Origin of the sequence: Ottowia thiooxydans (assembly GCF_040548795.1) — a bacterium.
Classification (GTDB): Bacteria; Pseudomonadota; Gammaproteobacteria; order Burkholderiales; family Burkholderiaceae_C; genus Ottowia; species Ottowia thiooxydans_A.
In genome coordinates this window covers 39,587-53,220 of the sequence record NZ_JBEPSH010000004.1, presented here as the reverse complement: position 1 = coordinate 53,220, position 13,634 = coordinate 39,587, and the positions used below count along the sequence as shown (strand labels likewise).

12 protein-coding genes are annotated in these 13,634 nt (G+C 60.7%); 7 read left to right on the top strand and 5 right to left on the bottom strand.

The features are described from left to right. Positions 1-23: 23 nt before the first annotated feature. Positions 24-1,004: a glycosyltransferase family 2 protein gene (locus ABIE13_RS09930; RefSeq protein ID WP_354442987.1), complete on the bottom strand. Its 981-nt coding sequence runs from the start codon at positions 1,002-1,004 to the stop codon at positions 24-26. A gap of 39 nt (positions 1,005-1,043) precedes the next feature. Between ABIE13_RS09930 and argS the strand changes: the two genes are divergently transcribed. The 3 genes from argS to ABIE13_RS09915 all read left to right on the top strand — a co-directional run bounded on the left by argS (position 1,044) and on the right by ABIE13_RS09915 (position 4,562). Next, on the top strand, positions 1,044-2,717 hold the full coding sequence (gene argS / locus ABIE13_RS09925; protein WP_354442986.1) for an arginine--tRNA ligase: 1,674 nt from the start codon (positions 1,044-1,046) through the stop codon (positions 2,715-2,717). Between the two features lie 147 nt (positions 2,718-2,864). Beyond that, positions 2,865-3,533 (top strand): SPOR domain-containing protein, encoded by a 669-nt coding sequence (locus tag ABIE13_RS09920; RefSeq protein ID WP_354443688.1) that lies wholly within the window; start codon positions 2,865-2,867, stop codon positions 3,531-3,533. Positions 3,534-3,941: 408 nt separating this feature from the next. After that, a complete protein-coding gene (locus ABIE13_RS09915) occupies positions 3,942-4,562 on the top strand; it encodes a thiol:disulfide interchange protein DsbA/DsbL (RefSeq protein WP_354442985.1) in 621 nt (206 codons plus the stop codon). Positions 4,563-4,934: 372 nt separating this feature from the next. Here ABIE13_RS09915 and ABIE13_RS09910 read toward each other — a convergent pair whose 3' ends face one another. Both ABIE13_RS09910 and queE read right to left on the bottom strand, forming a co-directional pair. Beyond that, the gene (locus ABIE13_RS09910; RefSeq protein ID WP_354442984.1) at positions 4,935-5,306 is read right to left on the bottom strand and encodes a 6-carboxytetrahydropterin synthase; all 372 of its coding nucleotides are present in this window, start codon (positions 5,304-5,306) and stop codon (positions 4,935-4,937) included. Next, entirely contained in the window at positions 5,303-5,938 is a 636-nt protein-coding gene (gene queE / locus ABIE13_RS09905; RefSeq protein WP_354442983.1) for a 7-carboxy-7-deazaguanine synthase, read from the bottom strand. Before queE ends, ABIE13_RS09910 begins: the two co-directional genes overlap by 4 nt. A gap of 380 nt (positions 5,939-6,318) precedes the next feature. Here queE and lptA point away from each other — a divergent pair, with 380 nt between their 5' ends. From lptA to rpoN, 3 genes are all read left to right on the top strand, one after another. After that, positions 6,319-6,945 carry a lipopolysaccharide transport periplasmic protein LptA gene (gene lptA, locus ABIE13_RS09900; RefSeq protein WP_354442982.1) on the top strand — a complete coding sequence of 209 codons (627 nt, stop codon included), beginning with the start codon at positions 6,319-6,321 and terminating at the stop codon, positions 6,943-6,945. A 29-nt stretch (positions 6,946-6,974) separates the two neighbouring features. Beyond that, positions 6,975-7,760: an LPS export ABC transporter ATP-binding protein gene (lptB, locus tag ABIE13_RS09895; RefSeq protein WP_354443686.1), complete on the top strand. Its 786-nt coding sequence runs from the start codon at positions 6,975-6,977 to the stop codon at positions 7,758-7,760. A 64-nt stretch (positions 7,761-7,824) separates the two neighbouring features. Beyond that, positions 7,825-9,396 (top strand): RNA polymerase factor sigma-54, encoded by a 1,572-nt coding sequence (gene rpoN / locus ABIE13_RS09890; protein WP_354442981.1) that lies wholly within the window; start codon positions 7,825-7,827, stop codon positions 9,394-9,396. Between the two features lie 59 nt (positions 9,397-9,455). Here the strand turns inward: rpoN and ABIE13_RS09885 are convergent, their stop codons facing one another. Together ABIE13_RS09885 and ABIE13_RS09880 are read right to left on the bottom strand one after the other, a co-directional pair. After that, on the bottom strand, positions 9,456-10,955 hold the full coding sequence (locus ABIE13_RS09885) for an amidase (protein WP_354442980.1): 1,500 nt from the start codon (positions 10,953-10,955) through the stop codon (positions 9,456-9,458). 4 nt (positions 10,956-10,959) lie between these two features. After that, the gene (locus ABIE13_RS09880) at positions 10,960-11,958 is read right to left on the bottom strand and encodes a Bug family tripartite tricarboxylate transporter substrate binding protein (protein WP_354442979.1); all 999 of its coding nucleotides are present in this window, start codon (positions 11,956-11,958) and stop codon (positions 10,960-10,962) included. A gap of 370 nt (positions 11,959-12,328) precedes the next feature. Between ABIE13_RS09880 and ABIE13_RS09875 the strand changes: the two genes are divergently transcribed. After that, complete coding sequence (locus ABIE13_RS09875; RefSeq protein WP_354442978.1) at positions 12,329-13,618, top strand: THUMP domain-containing class I SAM-dependent RNA methyltransferase; 1,290 nt, start codon at positions 12,329-12,331, stop codon at positions 13,616-13,618. Positions 13,619-13,634 lie beyond the last annotated feature (16 nt).

The following is a 13,634-nucleotide window of genomic DNA, read 5'->3' as shown; positions in this document are numbered from 1 at the left end:
GGCTCTTAGAGCATTTGCAGCGCTTATCTGTCCGCCGGCGTTTTGTCTTCGCGCAGGCCCTGGCCCCTGTTTTCAGCCACAAGATAGTTCGGTCGTTGTTTGACTTCGTCGTAAATCCGCGCCACATACTCTGCCAGCAAACCTATGGCCGTCAGTTGCACACCACTCAGCAGCATCAGGCTCACCACCAGCGTGGCGTGGCCCGGTACGCTGATGCCCAGCCAGAAATACTCAATCACCACCCAGGTCGCGTAACCCAGCGACAACATGGACAGGAGCAGGCCCAGCAAGCCCACCGCGCGCAGCGGCGCAGAAGAAAACGCCAGCAGTCCGGTCACACCCAGGCGCAGTGCGCCTCCCAGGCGAAAACTGCTCTGACCGCTTTCGCGATCCAGGGGCAGATAGTCGATCGCCTTGGACGGAAAGCCTACCCAGGCATAGAGACCCTTCATGAACCGGTGGCGTTCCGGCAGAGAATTGAGCGCATGGACCACCTTGCGGTCCAGCAAGCGGAAATCGCCCGCGCCGGCGGGAATCTTGACTGGGTTGCCAAAGTTGACCAGCGAATAAAAGAGGTTCGCCAGCCGCTTGTGCAAACGGGATTGATCCTCCCGTGAGCGCCGTACTGCATAGACCACATCGCTGCCTTGGCGCCACTCCTGCAGCATCTCGGCCAGTAAGGACACCGGGTGTTGGCCATCCGAATCCATCAAAATGGCCACGTCTCCCAGAGCCGCGTCCAGGCCAGCGGTCAACGCAGCTTCCTTTCCGAAATTGCGCGAAAGATCCACCAGTCGCACTTGCGGATGCAGCGCGCAGAGTTGCCGGGCAACGGCGCTGGTGTCGTCCCGGCTGCCGTCATTGACGATGATGATCTCGACTTTGGGTGACAGGGCATTCAGCGCTGCCAACACGCGCTCCGTGACCGAAACCAGGCCGCGCGCCTCGTTATAGGCGGGCATGATGCAGGAAATGCTGGGTGTTGTTTGGTTTCTATCGAACATAACTAGGATCAAGCGAAATGCCACCGGTAAAATCCGGCGATGTCATCCGTCAAGAACGAACTGCTCGCCGCCCTAGCGGCAGAGCTTGAAAAACTGGTCCAGGGAGCAGGCGCGCAAGCTGCGTTCGAATCTCCCAAGCAGGCTGCACATGGCGATTTTGCCTGCAACTCTGCCATGCAACTGGCCAAACCCCTGAAAATGAACCCGCGTGCATTGGGCGAGCAGCTCAAGGCGGCGCTGGAAGCAACCCCTGCGTTCGCGCGCTGGGTGGCCGCCATCGAGATCGCAGGGCCCGGGTTTCTTAACCTGCGTCTGACTCCTGCAGCCAAGCAGCAGGTCGTGCGCCAGGTGCTGCAAGAGAGCCTGCAGTACGGCAAGAAGCCCGTGGGCCAGTCGCAGGTGCTGGTGGAATTTGTCTCCGCCAACCCTACCGGACCGCTGCACGTCGGCCATGGCCGTCAAGCGGCCTTGGGCGATGCGATCTGCAATGTGCTTGAGACTCAGGGCCTGCGCGTGCACCGCGAGTTCTATTACAACGACGCCGGCGTGCAGATCGAAACGTTGGCCAATTCCGTGCAATTGCGGGCGCGCGGCTTCAAGCCTGGTGATGCCGAGTGGCCAGAGGCCGCCTACAACGGCGATTACATCGCAGAAATCGCCGCCGATTTCCTGGCTGGCAAGACAGTCAAGGCCGATGACCGCAGCTTCACCGCCAGCGGCCAGGTAGAAGACCGCGACAGCATTCGCCAGTTTGCCGTGGCCTATCTCCGCCATGAGCAGGACAAGGATTTGCAGGCCTTCCGCCTCAAATTTGACGAGTACTACCTCGAGTCCAGCCTCTACACCAGTGGCCGTGTCGAGGCCACCGTCAAACGTCTGATCGATGCCGGCAAGACCTACGAGCAAGACGGCGCCTTGTGGCTCAGGACCACAGACTACGGCGACGACAAAGACCGAGTCATGCGCAAGACCGATGGCGGCTACACCTATTTCGTGCCAGATGTGGCCTATCACATCACGAAATGGGAGCGGGGCTACCACAAGGTCGTCAATATCCAGGGCACCGACCACCACGGAACCATCGCCCGCGTACGCGCCGGCCTGCAGGCCGCCGATGTCGGTATCCCGGTGGGCTACCCGGACTACGTGCTGCACACCATGGTTCGCGTGGTCAAGGGCGGGCAGGAAGTGAAGATCAGCAAACGCGCAGGCAGCTATGTCACCTTGCGAGACCTGATCGAATGGACCAGCGCAGATGCTGTGCGCTTTTTCCTTCTGTCGCGTAAACCAGACACTGAATACACATTTGACATCGATCTCGCTGTTTCGAAGAACAACGACAACCCGGTTTACTACGTGCAATACGCGCATGCGCGCATCTGCTCCGTGTTGGAGGCTTGGGGCGGCGACAAGAGCAGTCTGTTGGAGGCCGATCTGTCTCCTCTTGACACCCCAGCGGCGCAGGCCTTGATGCTGCAGCTGGCCAAGTACCCTGACATGCTGACCTCAGCAGCCCAGGACTTCGCTCCCCACGACATTACCTTCTACCTGCGCGAACTGGCAGCCAGCTACCACAGCTACTACGACGCCGAGCGCATTCTGGTAGATGATGAATCTGTCAAAAAAGCCCGCCTTGCCCTGGTCGCCGCCACCGCCCAGGTATTGCACAATGGCCTGTCGGTGCTGGGCGTGTCTGCCCCCACCAAGATGTAACCCGTAATCAGCGACATGAACCCACATACACAGGAAACTGCGACGCAGGCTTCGTCAGGGACGTTCATTTCCTCCGTCCCTCGCCTGCGCGCCTCCCGGGGGCGTTATCAGACCGGAGGCACCTTTCTTGGCGTGATACTTGGCGTGATGGCTGGCTTGGCTGTGGCACTCGGCGTGGCCATCTACGTCGCTAAAGTGCCGGTTCCATTTGTCAATAAAGGCTCTACCCGCACCAACGGCCAAGATGCCGCAGAAGCTGAGAAGAACAAGGACTGGGATCCCAACAGCGCCTTGCGCGGCCGCTCTGCCGGTGCTGGTCGTCCGGCGGCCCCTGCAGTCAGCGGAATGGTGGCCTCTGAGCCTGCGCCGCAGGTCATACCCACACCGCAGATTCCGGCTCCCGCAGTTGTGGCCCCCGCGCCTGCGGAGGTCAAGCCTCCTACCCGAACCGCTGAGAAGCCCGCTACGGCGGCATCTGCCCCGGCCACCAAACCACCTGCCACTACCCGCGCGCCCTCTGCGGACCCCCTGGGTGATTTAGCCGCAGCCCGTGCGGGAAGCCCTTCGCAGGCAGCAGATCCTTTCACCTATTTCGTACAGGCAGGCGCCTTCCGCAACGATGACGATGCGCAAGCCCAGCGAGCGAGGCTGTCCTTGATGGGCGTCGAATCCCGCGTTACCGAACGCGAGCAGGCCGGACGCACCGTCTACCGTGTGCGTGTGGGCCCATTCCAGAACAAGGACGCCGCGGATCGCGTCAAGGAGCGCCTGGACGGCAACGGCTTTGATTCGGCTTTGGTTCGGGTGCAGAAGTAGAGTCCCCCCTGAGGCGCTTGCGCGCCTTCCCCCAGGGGACGCCACTGGCGGCCTGGCAAAGCCAGCTCCGCGGTGGCCCTCAATGGCCTGCTCCGCGGCCGTCTGATGGGTCCCCCATCTCCCTGCGACGGGAAGAGTTAGCTGTTACTCCCTCTCCCGTTCGGGAGAGGGCGGGGGTGAGGGTCAGCGGCGTCACCGTCAGATCAGACGGTATTCAGTGACTGGTGCAAGCTTTTTCCCTTGGCCCCAGTACAAATGAACTTCCCTCGCAGCCCACCTCACACCCCCCATTGGCGATGCCCAAACACCCTCGTCTCAAAAAACATCAATAATCTCATCTGGTCGAGCCGGTCACGGAACTCCTGTCCCTGAAACCTGCTCTGACAGCCTGTTGAAAATGGAGCTACTATGAAACGTCGTGAATTCGCCCTTGGTGCCACTGTGGCGGCTATCCCCGGGTTCTTGGCTTTGCCAGCGTATGCGCAAGGCAACAAAGGCTATGTGGAACTCAGCCAGAAGGCGCCCACGGATGTGCCGGCCGGGCAGGTTGAAGTGATCGAATTCTTCTCCTACGGCTGTGTGCACTGCATGCACTTCGATCCCGTGTTCACCGCGTGGAAAAAAGCGGCGCCGAAAAACGTCGTGGTGCGCCTTGAGCACGTGGGCTTCCAGAGCAGCTTCGAGCCTCTGCAGAAGATTTACTACGCCCTGGAAGCCGTCGGCGCCGTGGACAAAGTCCATGCCAAGGTGTTTGACGCCCTGCAAGTTCAGCGCAAGCGTCTCGACAAGCCAGACGTTCTCTTCTCATGGGTGGCAGAGCAAGGTGTGGACCGTGCCAAGTTTGAAACGGCCTACAAATCGTTCGGCGTCGCCAGCAAGGTCCGCCGCGCTGTGCAGCTTCAGGAGGCCTATAAGGTCGAAGGCACGCCAGCTCTGGGGATTGCCGGACGCTACTACACCGATGGCTCCATGGCAGGCGGATTCGAGCGCATGCTCCAGATCACCAATCAGCTCGTCAAAACAGCCTGATCTCAGGCCTTTCCTGTCTCGCCCTTGCGGATTTCTCCACGGGGCTCCCCGGGTTAGGGAATCACTAGGGCGTGTTAACACTAAATTCACCCCCGCGCCGGATTTTCCCGGGCCTATGCCGGCCGCCTCATAGTGCAAGACGCGCCGCGCAGCCAAGGTGCGATCCTTGGTAAGAGGCGCAACGCAGCAATATGGGGCGGCCGGCATAGGCCCGGGAAAACCGGCCCGAAGGGTGAGACACTGGCAAACCGCACTCTGCGTTGCCTACGCCGGCCGCGCAAACCTCACCGGGTATCCAACCCGCCTGCGGTTTGCGCCTTGATTGCGGCTAGCCAGTGCCTCACGCGGGGGTGAATTTAGTGTTAACACGCCCTAACCCAGTCTCAAGGTGCATGAGTCACCTACGGAGTCGCGCCACACCTTCACGTAGTGCAAGCTGGCCGCTCCATGAAGGCCCGGCAAGCGCTTGGAGATGTACACACAAATGTTCTCCAGTGTCGGCGTCCCCAGCTCTTTGACTTCATCGAGCAAGCGGTGGTCCAGCTCGTCACGAAGAACCGCTATGTCACGGCGAAGAAAGCCGAGATCCAGGACCATTCCCGTCTCTTCGCTTCTGTAGCCCACGATGCCCACTTCCACCTGGTAAGTATGGCCATGCACGCGCCGACTGGGCTCGGCCTCTATTTCCCGATGGAGCGTGTGGGCCGCATCAAAGAAAAACTTCTGGCTCAGTTCAAATCTCATCGGATCCCAACCATCTTGTGCGTTTGGACGCTCAATCTCCAGCGAGGATCGCGCATGCAGTACTCAATGGCCCACTGGGTGTTTTCCTTCAGCAAAGGGCCGTCCATGGGCTGCAGAAGGTGGCGGTCGAACGGAAGGGCAATCAAGGCCTCCAGATCCTGGCCCATCTGCGGCACCACCACTTTGAGTTCCCGCCCGGCACGTACTTTGAGTTCGGTGTTCGCCTTGGGGCTGACGCACAGCCAATCAATCCCTTCGGGTGCAGCCACAGTGCCATTGGTCTCCACTGCGATCTCGAAATCGAGTTCATGCAAAGCCGCAATCACGGCTGTATCCACCTGCAGCAGGGGTTCGCCCCCGGTCAGAACGACCAGGCGCTTGCCCGGTGCCGCAACCGGCCAGAACCCTGCGATCGCAGTTGCAAGGGCCTGGGCCGTGGCGAACTTGCCGCCCCCCGTGCCATCTGTGCCCACAAAGTCGGTGTCGCAGAACTTGCATTGCGCCAGGGCGCGGTCGACCTCGCGGCCAGACCACAGGTTGCACCCTGCAAACCGGCAGAAAACGGCTGCCCGACCGGCATTTCCGCCTTCACCTTGCAAGGTGTAGAAAATCTCTTTGACTGAATAGCTCATGAATGTGTCGGCTAGAGTTCCCCGTCTTGTACGAGGTGCGCGCTCAAGGAATGCCAAGTCCGCGTCTTGAAGTCGCGCGGGTTCTGTCCGAAGGCAGGAAAAACGGTTGCAGGTTGGGGTTCGGCCAGATCGCCAGACGCAAGTCTGGAGCCAGCAACGGACAATCAGGCGTTCGCGCGCACTGCGCGCGCAGCTTGTTTCGGCTGCGAGTTCGATGGCTCCCGGGGTGCAGATTTTCTCATATGTCCATCTGCGCGAGTTAAAGCCAGTTAAAACGCACTAGCCATCCTTTTTTATAGGCCATTTCGTTGCAACCTGGCATGCGCAAAGCCCTGCGGCTTAAAATGCAGAACGCAATCAAAGCAAAAACCGTGCCTTCAATGAAATCACCTGTTTTCTCATTGCCTGGACTAGTGGGCGGCTGCCTGTCCTTGCTGGTAGCCATGCTCACGCCTGCCTGGGCAGAACTAGCCGACCGTGAGAAGCCCATGAACATCGAGTCTGATGCGCTTCGCTATGAAGATCAGCGTCAGCTCAGCACCTTTACAGGTCGTGTTGTGGCCACCAAAGGCACCATCGTGATGCGTGGCGCCCGCCTGGAGGTGCGGCAAGACGCAGCCGGTAACCAGTTCGGTGTAATGCATGCCGAGCCCGGCAAGCGCGCCTTTTTCCGCCAGAAGCGCGAAGCCCTCGACGAATTCATTGAAGGCGAAGGCGAGGTCATTGAATACGACAGCAAAGCTGATACGGTGCGCTTTCTGCGCCGTGCCGAGATGAGGCGGCTGGCCGGTGCCACGCTGCAAGATCAGGTCACCGGCCCGGTCATCGTCTACAACAATACCACCGAGGTCTACACCGTCGATGGGGCGCCGCGGACCGCTGGCGGAGCTGCCACCACCTCCGGCGAGCGCGTACGCGCCACGCTGGCACCCCGTGGCATTCCGGCATCACCTCCTCCCGCCAAACCGGCCGTGCCGCTGCGGCCTTCCACCGGGCCAGCCAAGTGAGCGTGCCAGCCGAGCAGGCCTTGGCCTCCCTGCCTGAAGGCCACACCACTGCAGCAACTCCGCTGGAACACGGCACCAGCCAGCTGGAGGTTCGGGGCTTGCGCAAGAATTACGGAGCCAGGCGTGTGGTCCATGACGTCTCGCTCACGGTTCACAACGGAGAGGTGGTGGGCTTGCTCGGGCCGAACGGCGCGGGCAAGACCACTTCGTTCTACATGATTGTCGGTCTGGTTCGCGCCGACGGTGGTGAGATCAAAATTGACGGTCAGACGGTCGAGCACATGCCCATCCATCGTCGCTCCAGACTTGGGCTGTCCTATCTTCCCCAAGAGGCATCCATTTTCCGCAAGCTCACCGTGGCTGAAAACGTGCGCGCGGTGCTCGAGTTGCAGCAGGACCAGGACGGCAGGCCCCTGTCCAAGCCCGAAATTGAACGCCGCTTGACCGAATTGCTGGAGCAACTGCACGTGCAGGGTCTGCGCGATTCGCCAGCACCTGCGCTCTCGGGCGGCGAGCGTCGCCGCGTGGAAATCGCCCGGGCGCTGGCCACGCAGCCGCGCTTCATTTTGCTCGATGAGCCGTTCGCCGGCATCGACCCCATCGCCGTCATAGAAATTCAGCGCATCATCGCCTTTCTCAAGGCCCGTGGAATTGGGGTCCTGATCACCGACCACAACGTGCGTGAAACCCTGGGCATCTGCGACCATGCCGTCATCATCAGCGAAGGACGCGTGCTGGCCGCAGGCACCCCTGACGACATCGTGGCCGATCCCGAAGTGCGGCGCGTATATCTTGGCGAGAATTTCCGGCTTTGATGCATGCGTTGGTGTACTGCGGGCGGCATCCATCCATTGAATTTCCGGGCTTGGCGGTGACAACATGAAGCCCGGCCTTTCGCTGCGTGTCTCGCAACATCTTGCGCTGACACCCCAGTTACAGCAGTCCATTCGGCTCCTGCAGCTCTCCACTCTGGAGCTGGCCAGCGAGGTCGAACAGATGCTCGATGACAACCCTTTTCTCGAGCGTTCGGATGATGACGCGCCGCGCGAAGATTTTGGCATTGCGCGTTCTGATACCGCCGTCAGCCAAGGCGATCGCGTCAGCGAACAGGCTTCCGAAGGACACGATGACGACCGTGCGGAAAGCATGGAATCAGATACCCAGTCTCTGGTTGCCGAGAGTTGGGAGGGTGACGGCAGTGTGGAAGCCGCTCCCGACGACGGCGAATGGGGTGGCGACGCGCCTGCACGCCGTAACAACATCGAAGATGACGACGCGCTGGATCCGGGCGAACGAGGCAGCCTCCAGCCCTCACTGACAGACCACCTGCGCCGTCAGGCGCTGTCCCTGCGCCTGGGGCCCGAAGATGCGGCCGCTTTGCGTTTTCTGATCGAGTCTTTGAACGACGACGGTTATCTGGAAGACTCCCTGGCCGAACTGGCGTCGACCCTGCTTGATGAAGACGACGGACTTGAGCAGATGGAAGAGCTGGTGCACCGTTTCACGATGGCGCTGAAGCTGCTCCAATCCCTGGACCCGCCCGGTATCGGCGCGCGCGATCTGCTGGAGTGCCTGACGCTACAGATCAAAAGCCGCCAGTCAGAGCGCGACCTGACAGCCTCTGAACAAGCGCGTGTGGCGGTGGCGTTGAAAATCTGTGCGCAGCACGGTGTTCTGGAATTTCTGGCACGGCGTGATGCCCGGCGCCTGGCTCAGTTGGTGGGCGAGAGCGAAGAAGCCGTGCGCGCCGCCATGGCCTATATCTCAAGGCTGGAACCCAAACCTGGCCGGCGCTTCGCTGATGTGAGCCGCAATGCCATCGTGCCTGACGTCATCGTCTCCACCAGCGGGCAGGGGCCTCAGCAACGCTTTCGCGTGCAGCTCAATCCTGAGGTCATGCCGCGCTTGCGGGTGCACGAAATCTACGCCAACGCATTGCGCGGTGGGCGTGGTGGAGAAAGTCACCAGGCGTTGACCCAGCGGCTTCAGGAAGCTCGCTGGTTCATCAAGAATATCCAGCAGCGCTTTGACACCATCTTGCGTGTCTCTCAAGCCATTGTGGAGCGGCAGAAGAACTTCTTCGTTCATGGCGAACTGGCAATGCGTCCCATGGTTCAGCGCGAACTGGCCGACGAACTAGGCGTTCACGAGTCCACCATCAGCCGTGTGACCACAGCCAAGTACATGGCCACGCCCCAGGGTACCTTTGAGCTCAAGCACTTCTTTGGTTCCGCGCTGGGCACTGAAGCTGGCGGCAATGCATCCAGCACGGCAGTGCGGGCGCTCATCAAGCAGTTCATTGGTTCAGAGGACACCAAGAAACCGCTCTCCGACAATCAAATAGCCGAAATGCTCAAGGAGCAAGGCATCGATTGCGCGCGGCGCACTGTCGCCAAATACCGGGAAGGCTTGCGCATCCCCATCGCCAGTCTTCGCAAGCTAGTGAACTGACCATCGTGGCAGTCCGAGGTGCGCACGGCTCCTGTATGCCGGGTGTAGCTTCAAGGCGCTCAACGGGGTGCGAGTGAACTCAACCGGTGTGCAATTGCAAGAACTTCCCAATCCTTGCCGCGGGCTCCCGCAAGCTGCATGGAAAGCGGCGCACCCTCGGCTGTTTCCCCCCACGGAATCGCAATAGCGGGCATCCCGCTCAAGCTGAACGGCATGGTGAGGTTAGACACCGCCGTGTGCAACGGGTAGGCTTTGCCTTCAATATCCACCTTCGCTGCCCCCACCAGCGGCGCAGGCGATCTCATCGTCGGGCTCAGCAAGATGTCGGCGTCATCAAACAGGCGGTCCATGCGCTGCACGAACACTCTGCGCAAACGCTGAGCCTTCAGATACCAGTGCCCCGGCAAGAGACTGGCCATCTCCAGCCGAACCCGGACATCCTCTCCCAGCCGTTGTCCGTCATCGCGAAGGCGCTCGCCCTGGCTGGTCGCCGCTTCAGTGGATATGGTGATGAACTGAATGGCCGCAGCCAGTTCAATGCCCTCCATCAGCGCCTCATGCGTTTGGGCACCGCCGGCGCGCATGACGGACTGGATATCAGTCAGCGCGGCACGAACATCCGTGTCCAAAGGTTCCTGGAAAAATCCCCCCAGTACACCCACGCGCAAGCCATTCAGGGAGCGCGCCGGAATTCCTTTGAACTCGGGTAACCCAGTCAAAGCCGCAAACGCCTGGGCGCAGTCCATCACGGTTCGGCCGATAGGACCAATGTGGTCCAGCGATTCAGACATGTCAATCGCACCATCGCGCGACACGGCGTCATAGCTCGGTTTGAACCCAACCACTCCGCAGCACGCGGCCGGAATGCGGACCGATCCTCCGGTATCTGTGGCCAGCGTGACATTCACAATCCCCGCAGCCACTGCCGCAGCTGAGCCGCCGCTGGAGCCTCCTGGAATCCGATCTGGCGCTGCAGGATTGATCACGCGCCCAAACACAGGGTTATGGCTGCTCGCACCGAACGCCAGCTCATGCAAGTTGTTCAGGCCGATGAAGACCGCACCCTGACGCTTCATGGCGGCGACGCAAGCGCCGTCCTCAGGAAGCGGTTCGGCAGACCCCGTGTGGCTGCCGCCACTGCAAGGCATGCCCGCTACCGCAATCAGATCTTTCACTGCAAACGGCACACCGCTGAGGTAGCCGGGGCCGGCGGGTTCGAGCACTTCCGGCAAGCGGGTAAACGCCCGCAGGTGTTCGTTGTCGCGGGCAGCGGTCCAAGCGGCTTCAGCGGTGATCGCCGTTCGCTCGGGCGCGGAATCCACAGGCCCTTCGAGAGGCAGTGGCTCTGGCATCACAGCCTGGGCGACAAATGCAGGCCCCTGGGGCGTCGGCGCATCCCTGAACCGGGAGATCTCCTCCCGGTTCATTTCCAGGCGTTCCACCCATAAAGGCGCGCGCTCCGGACAACTCAGGCCCGCCCAGCGTGCGTAGCCTTCCAGGGCCTTTGCCAGCTCTCTACCTGGCTCGTTTTCAGCGGGGGGTAGCGGTTGTGCCTGCATGCGCTTACTCAAGCGAAACGTTGGCTTCCTTGATCACGCGCTTCCAGAGCTGCGTATCGTCTGCCAATTTCTTGGCCAGCAACTCCGGGCCTGCCTTGACGATGTTTCCGCCCTCTTGCCCTTCGATGAACGCGGACACTTCCTTGCTGCCCAGAACGGTATTGATGTCGGCATTCAGCTTGGCTGCTTTGGCGGCAGCCAGTCCCTTGGGAGAGAAGATGCCGTACCAGGTTCCCACATTGAAATTGGCAAGGCCAGTGGCTTCAGCCACCGTGGGTACGTCCGGCAGGGCTTTGCTTCGCGTGGCACTGGTGACCGCCAGCGCGCGCAGCTTGCCCGATTTCAGGTGAGGCACGATCAGCGAAATGGACGACATCATCAGCGAGATCCGACCCGCGAGCGCATCGGTCAGCGCCGGGGCAGAACCCTTGTACGAGATGTGGCGCATCTTGATGCCTGCAGCCTTGGCCAACAATTCTCCAGACAAGTGAGGTGTGGTTCCTACGCCTGCCGAGCCAAAGGTAATGTCTTCCTTGTCTGACTTGCCAGCTCTCACTACATCGGCGAGTGTCTTGTAGGGTGTGTCCACCGAAGTCACGATTACGATAGGAATATCCGCGACAAAGGCGATAGGCTGAAGATCTTCCAGGGGGTTGTAAGGCACGCTCTTGAGCAGATAAGGCGCCACCGCCATGTTGTCAGCTTGCCCCAGCACCAGGTTGATGCCGTCTGCAGGCATTTTGCTGGCAGCGCCAATACCGATGGTCCCGCTGGCACCGGGCCGGTTGTCAATGATGAGTGGTGTTTTGGTCAGCGTGGCAAATGAAGTGCTGATGACGCGTGCGACACCGTCGGTGCCACCGCCTGGTGGAAAGGGCACAATCATCTTGATAGGCTGGCCGGGGGCATCCGCTGCAAAGGCTGACACTGCTGACTGTCCAAGAACCAGTGAAGGTAGCAGGCCAAGCGTAAATTCTCTTCTTCCGAATGCGCGCGATTTCATATAGTCTCCGAAATATTGAGGCTCAAGGACCCGCGTGGCATCCACAGCAAGCGAGCTGCAAGCAGCAAGCAGAGAAGATGGCTTTTTGCGGCGCAAGATCCTGTGTGTCTGGATAGTCGATAAATGAGTAACCCCCCGACGATACTATCGTCTCAACTCCTTCATCGTCATCTTTAATGGAGATGCGAGGCGTCATGAAATTCGGCTACCGAGTGGACTTCTCGCCCTCATTTTTTTACCTCTGTTCGAATGACGAACTTGGTAGGTGAGCACTCTCACACCTCTGATCAATCGCATGCGGCGACAATTAGGGCGTGTTCACACTAAATTCGCCCTAGTCCTCTGCCGTGCCCACGCAAGTTTCCAAGCAATGAACCAACTGACCCTTTTCCTTCCCTGCGCCGCCGGTGTCGAGGGCTTTCTCGCAGATGAGGTGCACGGCATCACTGGGCTGACAGGTGATGATTTGCTCACTGTGCGAGCGGGGGTGCGTGTACGCACGGACTGGGAAGGCGTGCTTCTTCTCAATCTGCACTGCCGGCTGGCGCAACGTGTGCTGATCGAATTGGCCCAAGGTGGCTACCGAGACCCAGAAGATCTCTATGCGCTGGCCCATGACGTGTGCTGGGAAGCCTGGTTCACGCCAAGGCAGAGCTTTCGCATTGAACTGACTGCCCAACACAGCCCCCTCCAGAGCCTGAACTTCGCGACGCTGCGCATCAAGGATGGCGTGGCTGACCGGTTTCGCCGCGTCGGCGGCGAGCGCCCCAGCATAGACACCCACACGCCGGACGTGCGTCTGCATGCACACCTGACCACGGACACCGCCACGCTCTACATAGACACCTCGGGCGAGCCCTTGTTCAAGCGCGGGTGGCGTCAGGACAAAGGCGATGCGCCTTTGAAAGAAACCTTGGCCGCTGCCATGCTGGCCGCCAGCGGCTGGTGGCAACCTGCCACGAAGTCAGTGCTGCAGGTCCCCTTGTACGACCCTTGCTGCGGTAGCGGCACCATCGTCATCGAGGCCGCGCAGATTCGGCTGGGGCTGCCTGCCGGCGGTCAGCGCCGCTTTGGGTTTGAGCAACTGAGGCCGTTCAACCGCGGGCGCTGGGACGCCTTGAAGAAAGAGGCCAGCGCATCGGTCAAGGCGCCTGACAGCGCTGAAGGTGCGACCGTCTTCGGTAGTGATGTGGCCCACCGCATGGTCGATTTTGCCGAACGCAATGCCCAGCGGGCGGGTGTCTCTGGTGCTGTGCAGTTGCGCGGCGGCGATGCGCTTCAGCGTATGCCGCCAAGCGCGCAACCGGGCGTGATCGTCATGAATCCCCCCTATGGCGAGCGTATCGCTGCCGCAGGGGTGGCAGGGCGGGGCCGGGAAGCATTCCAAAGCGGCACCCTGGCCAGGGCCCGGGCCGGCGATGGTGTCGTTGACGCAGAAGCTGATTCCGGTGACGAATTCTTCCGTCAGCTCAGCACCCATTGGAAAAGCCATTTTGCTGGCTGGACCGCCTGGATGCTCACGCCAGACCTCAAGCTCCCTGGCCGACTGCGTCTGAAGGAGTCGCGCCGCGTTCCCATGTGGAACGGCCCTATCGAATGTCGGATGTTCCGGTTTGACCTGACTGCGCGAGGTTCATCGCCCAGGCAGAAAGCTGCTTAGACCAAGCTGCAATCAA

Excerpts from the sequence above, each read along its gene's own strand:
- ABIE13_RS09930 (WP_354442987.1), bottom strand. The coding sequence starts at position 1,004 with ATGTTCGATAGAAACCAAACAACACCCAGCATTTCCTGCATCATGCCC.
- argS (WP_354442986.1), top strand. The coding sequence starts at position 1,044 with ATGTCATCCGTCAAGAACGAACTGCTCGCCGCCCTAGCGGCAGAGCTT.
- ABIE13_RS09920 (WP_354443688.1), top strand. The coding sequence starts at position 2,865 with ATGGCTGGCTTGGCTGTGGCACTCGGCGTGGCCATCTACGTCGCTAAA.
- ABIE13_RS09915 (WP_354442985.1), top strand. The coding sequence starts at position 3,942 with ATGAAACGTCGTGAATTCGCCCTTGGTGCCACTGTGGCGGCTATCCCC.
- ABIE13_RS09910 (WP_354442984.1), bottom strand. The coding sequence starts at position 5,306 with ATGAGATTTGAACTGAGCCAGAAGTTTTTCTTTGATGCGGCCCACACG.
- queE (WP_354442983.1), bottom strand. The coding sequence starts at position 5,938 with ATGAGCTATTCAGTCAAAGAGATTTTCTACACCTTGCAAGGTGAAGGC.
- lptA (WP_354442982.1), top strand. The coding sequence starts at position 6,319 with ATGAAATCACCTGTTTTCTCATTGCCTGGACTAGTGGGCGGCTGCCTG.
- rpoN (WP_354442981.1), top strand. The coding sequence starts at position 7,825 with ATGAAGCCCGGCCTTTCGCTGCGTGTCTCGCAACATCTTGCGCTGACA.
- ABIE13_RS09885 (WP_354442980.1), bottom strand. The coding sequence starts at position 10,955 with ATGCAGGCACAACCGCTACCCCCCGCTGAAAACGAGCCAGGTAGAGAG.
- ABIE13_RS09880 (WP_354442979.1), bottom strand. The coding sequence starts at position 11,958 with ATGAAATCGCGCGCATTCGGAAGAAGAGAATTTACGCTTGGCCTGCTA.
- ABIE13_RS09875 (WP_354442978.1), top strand. The coding sequence starts at position 12,329 with ATGAACCAACTGACCCTTTTCCTTCCCTGCGCCGCCGGTGTCGAGGGC.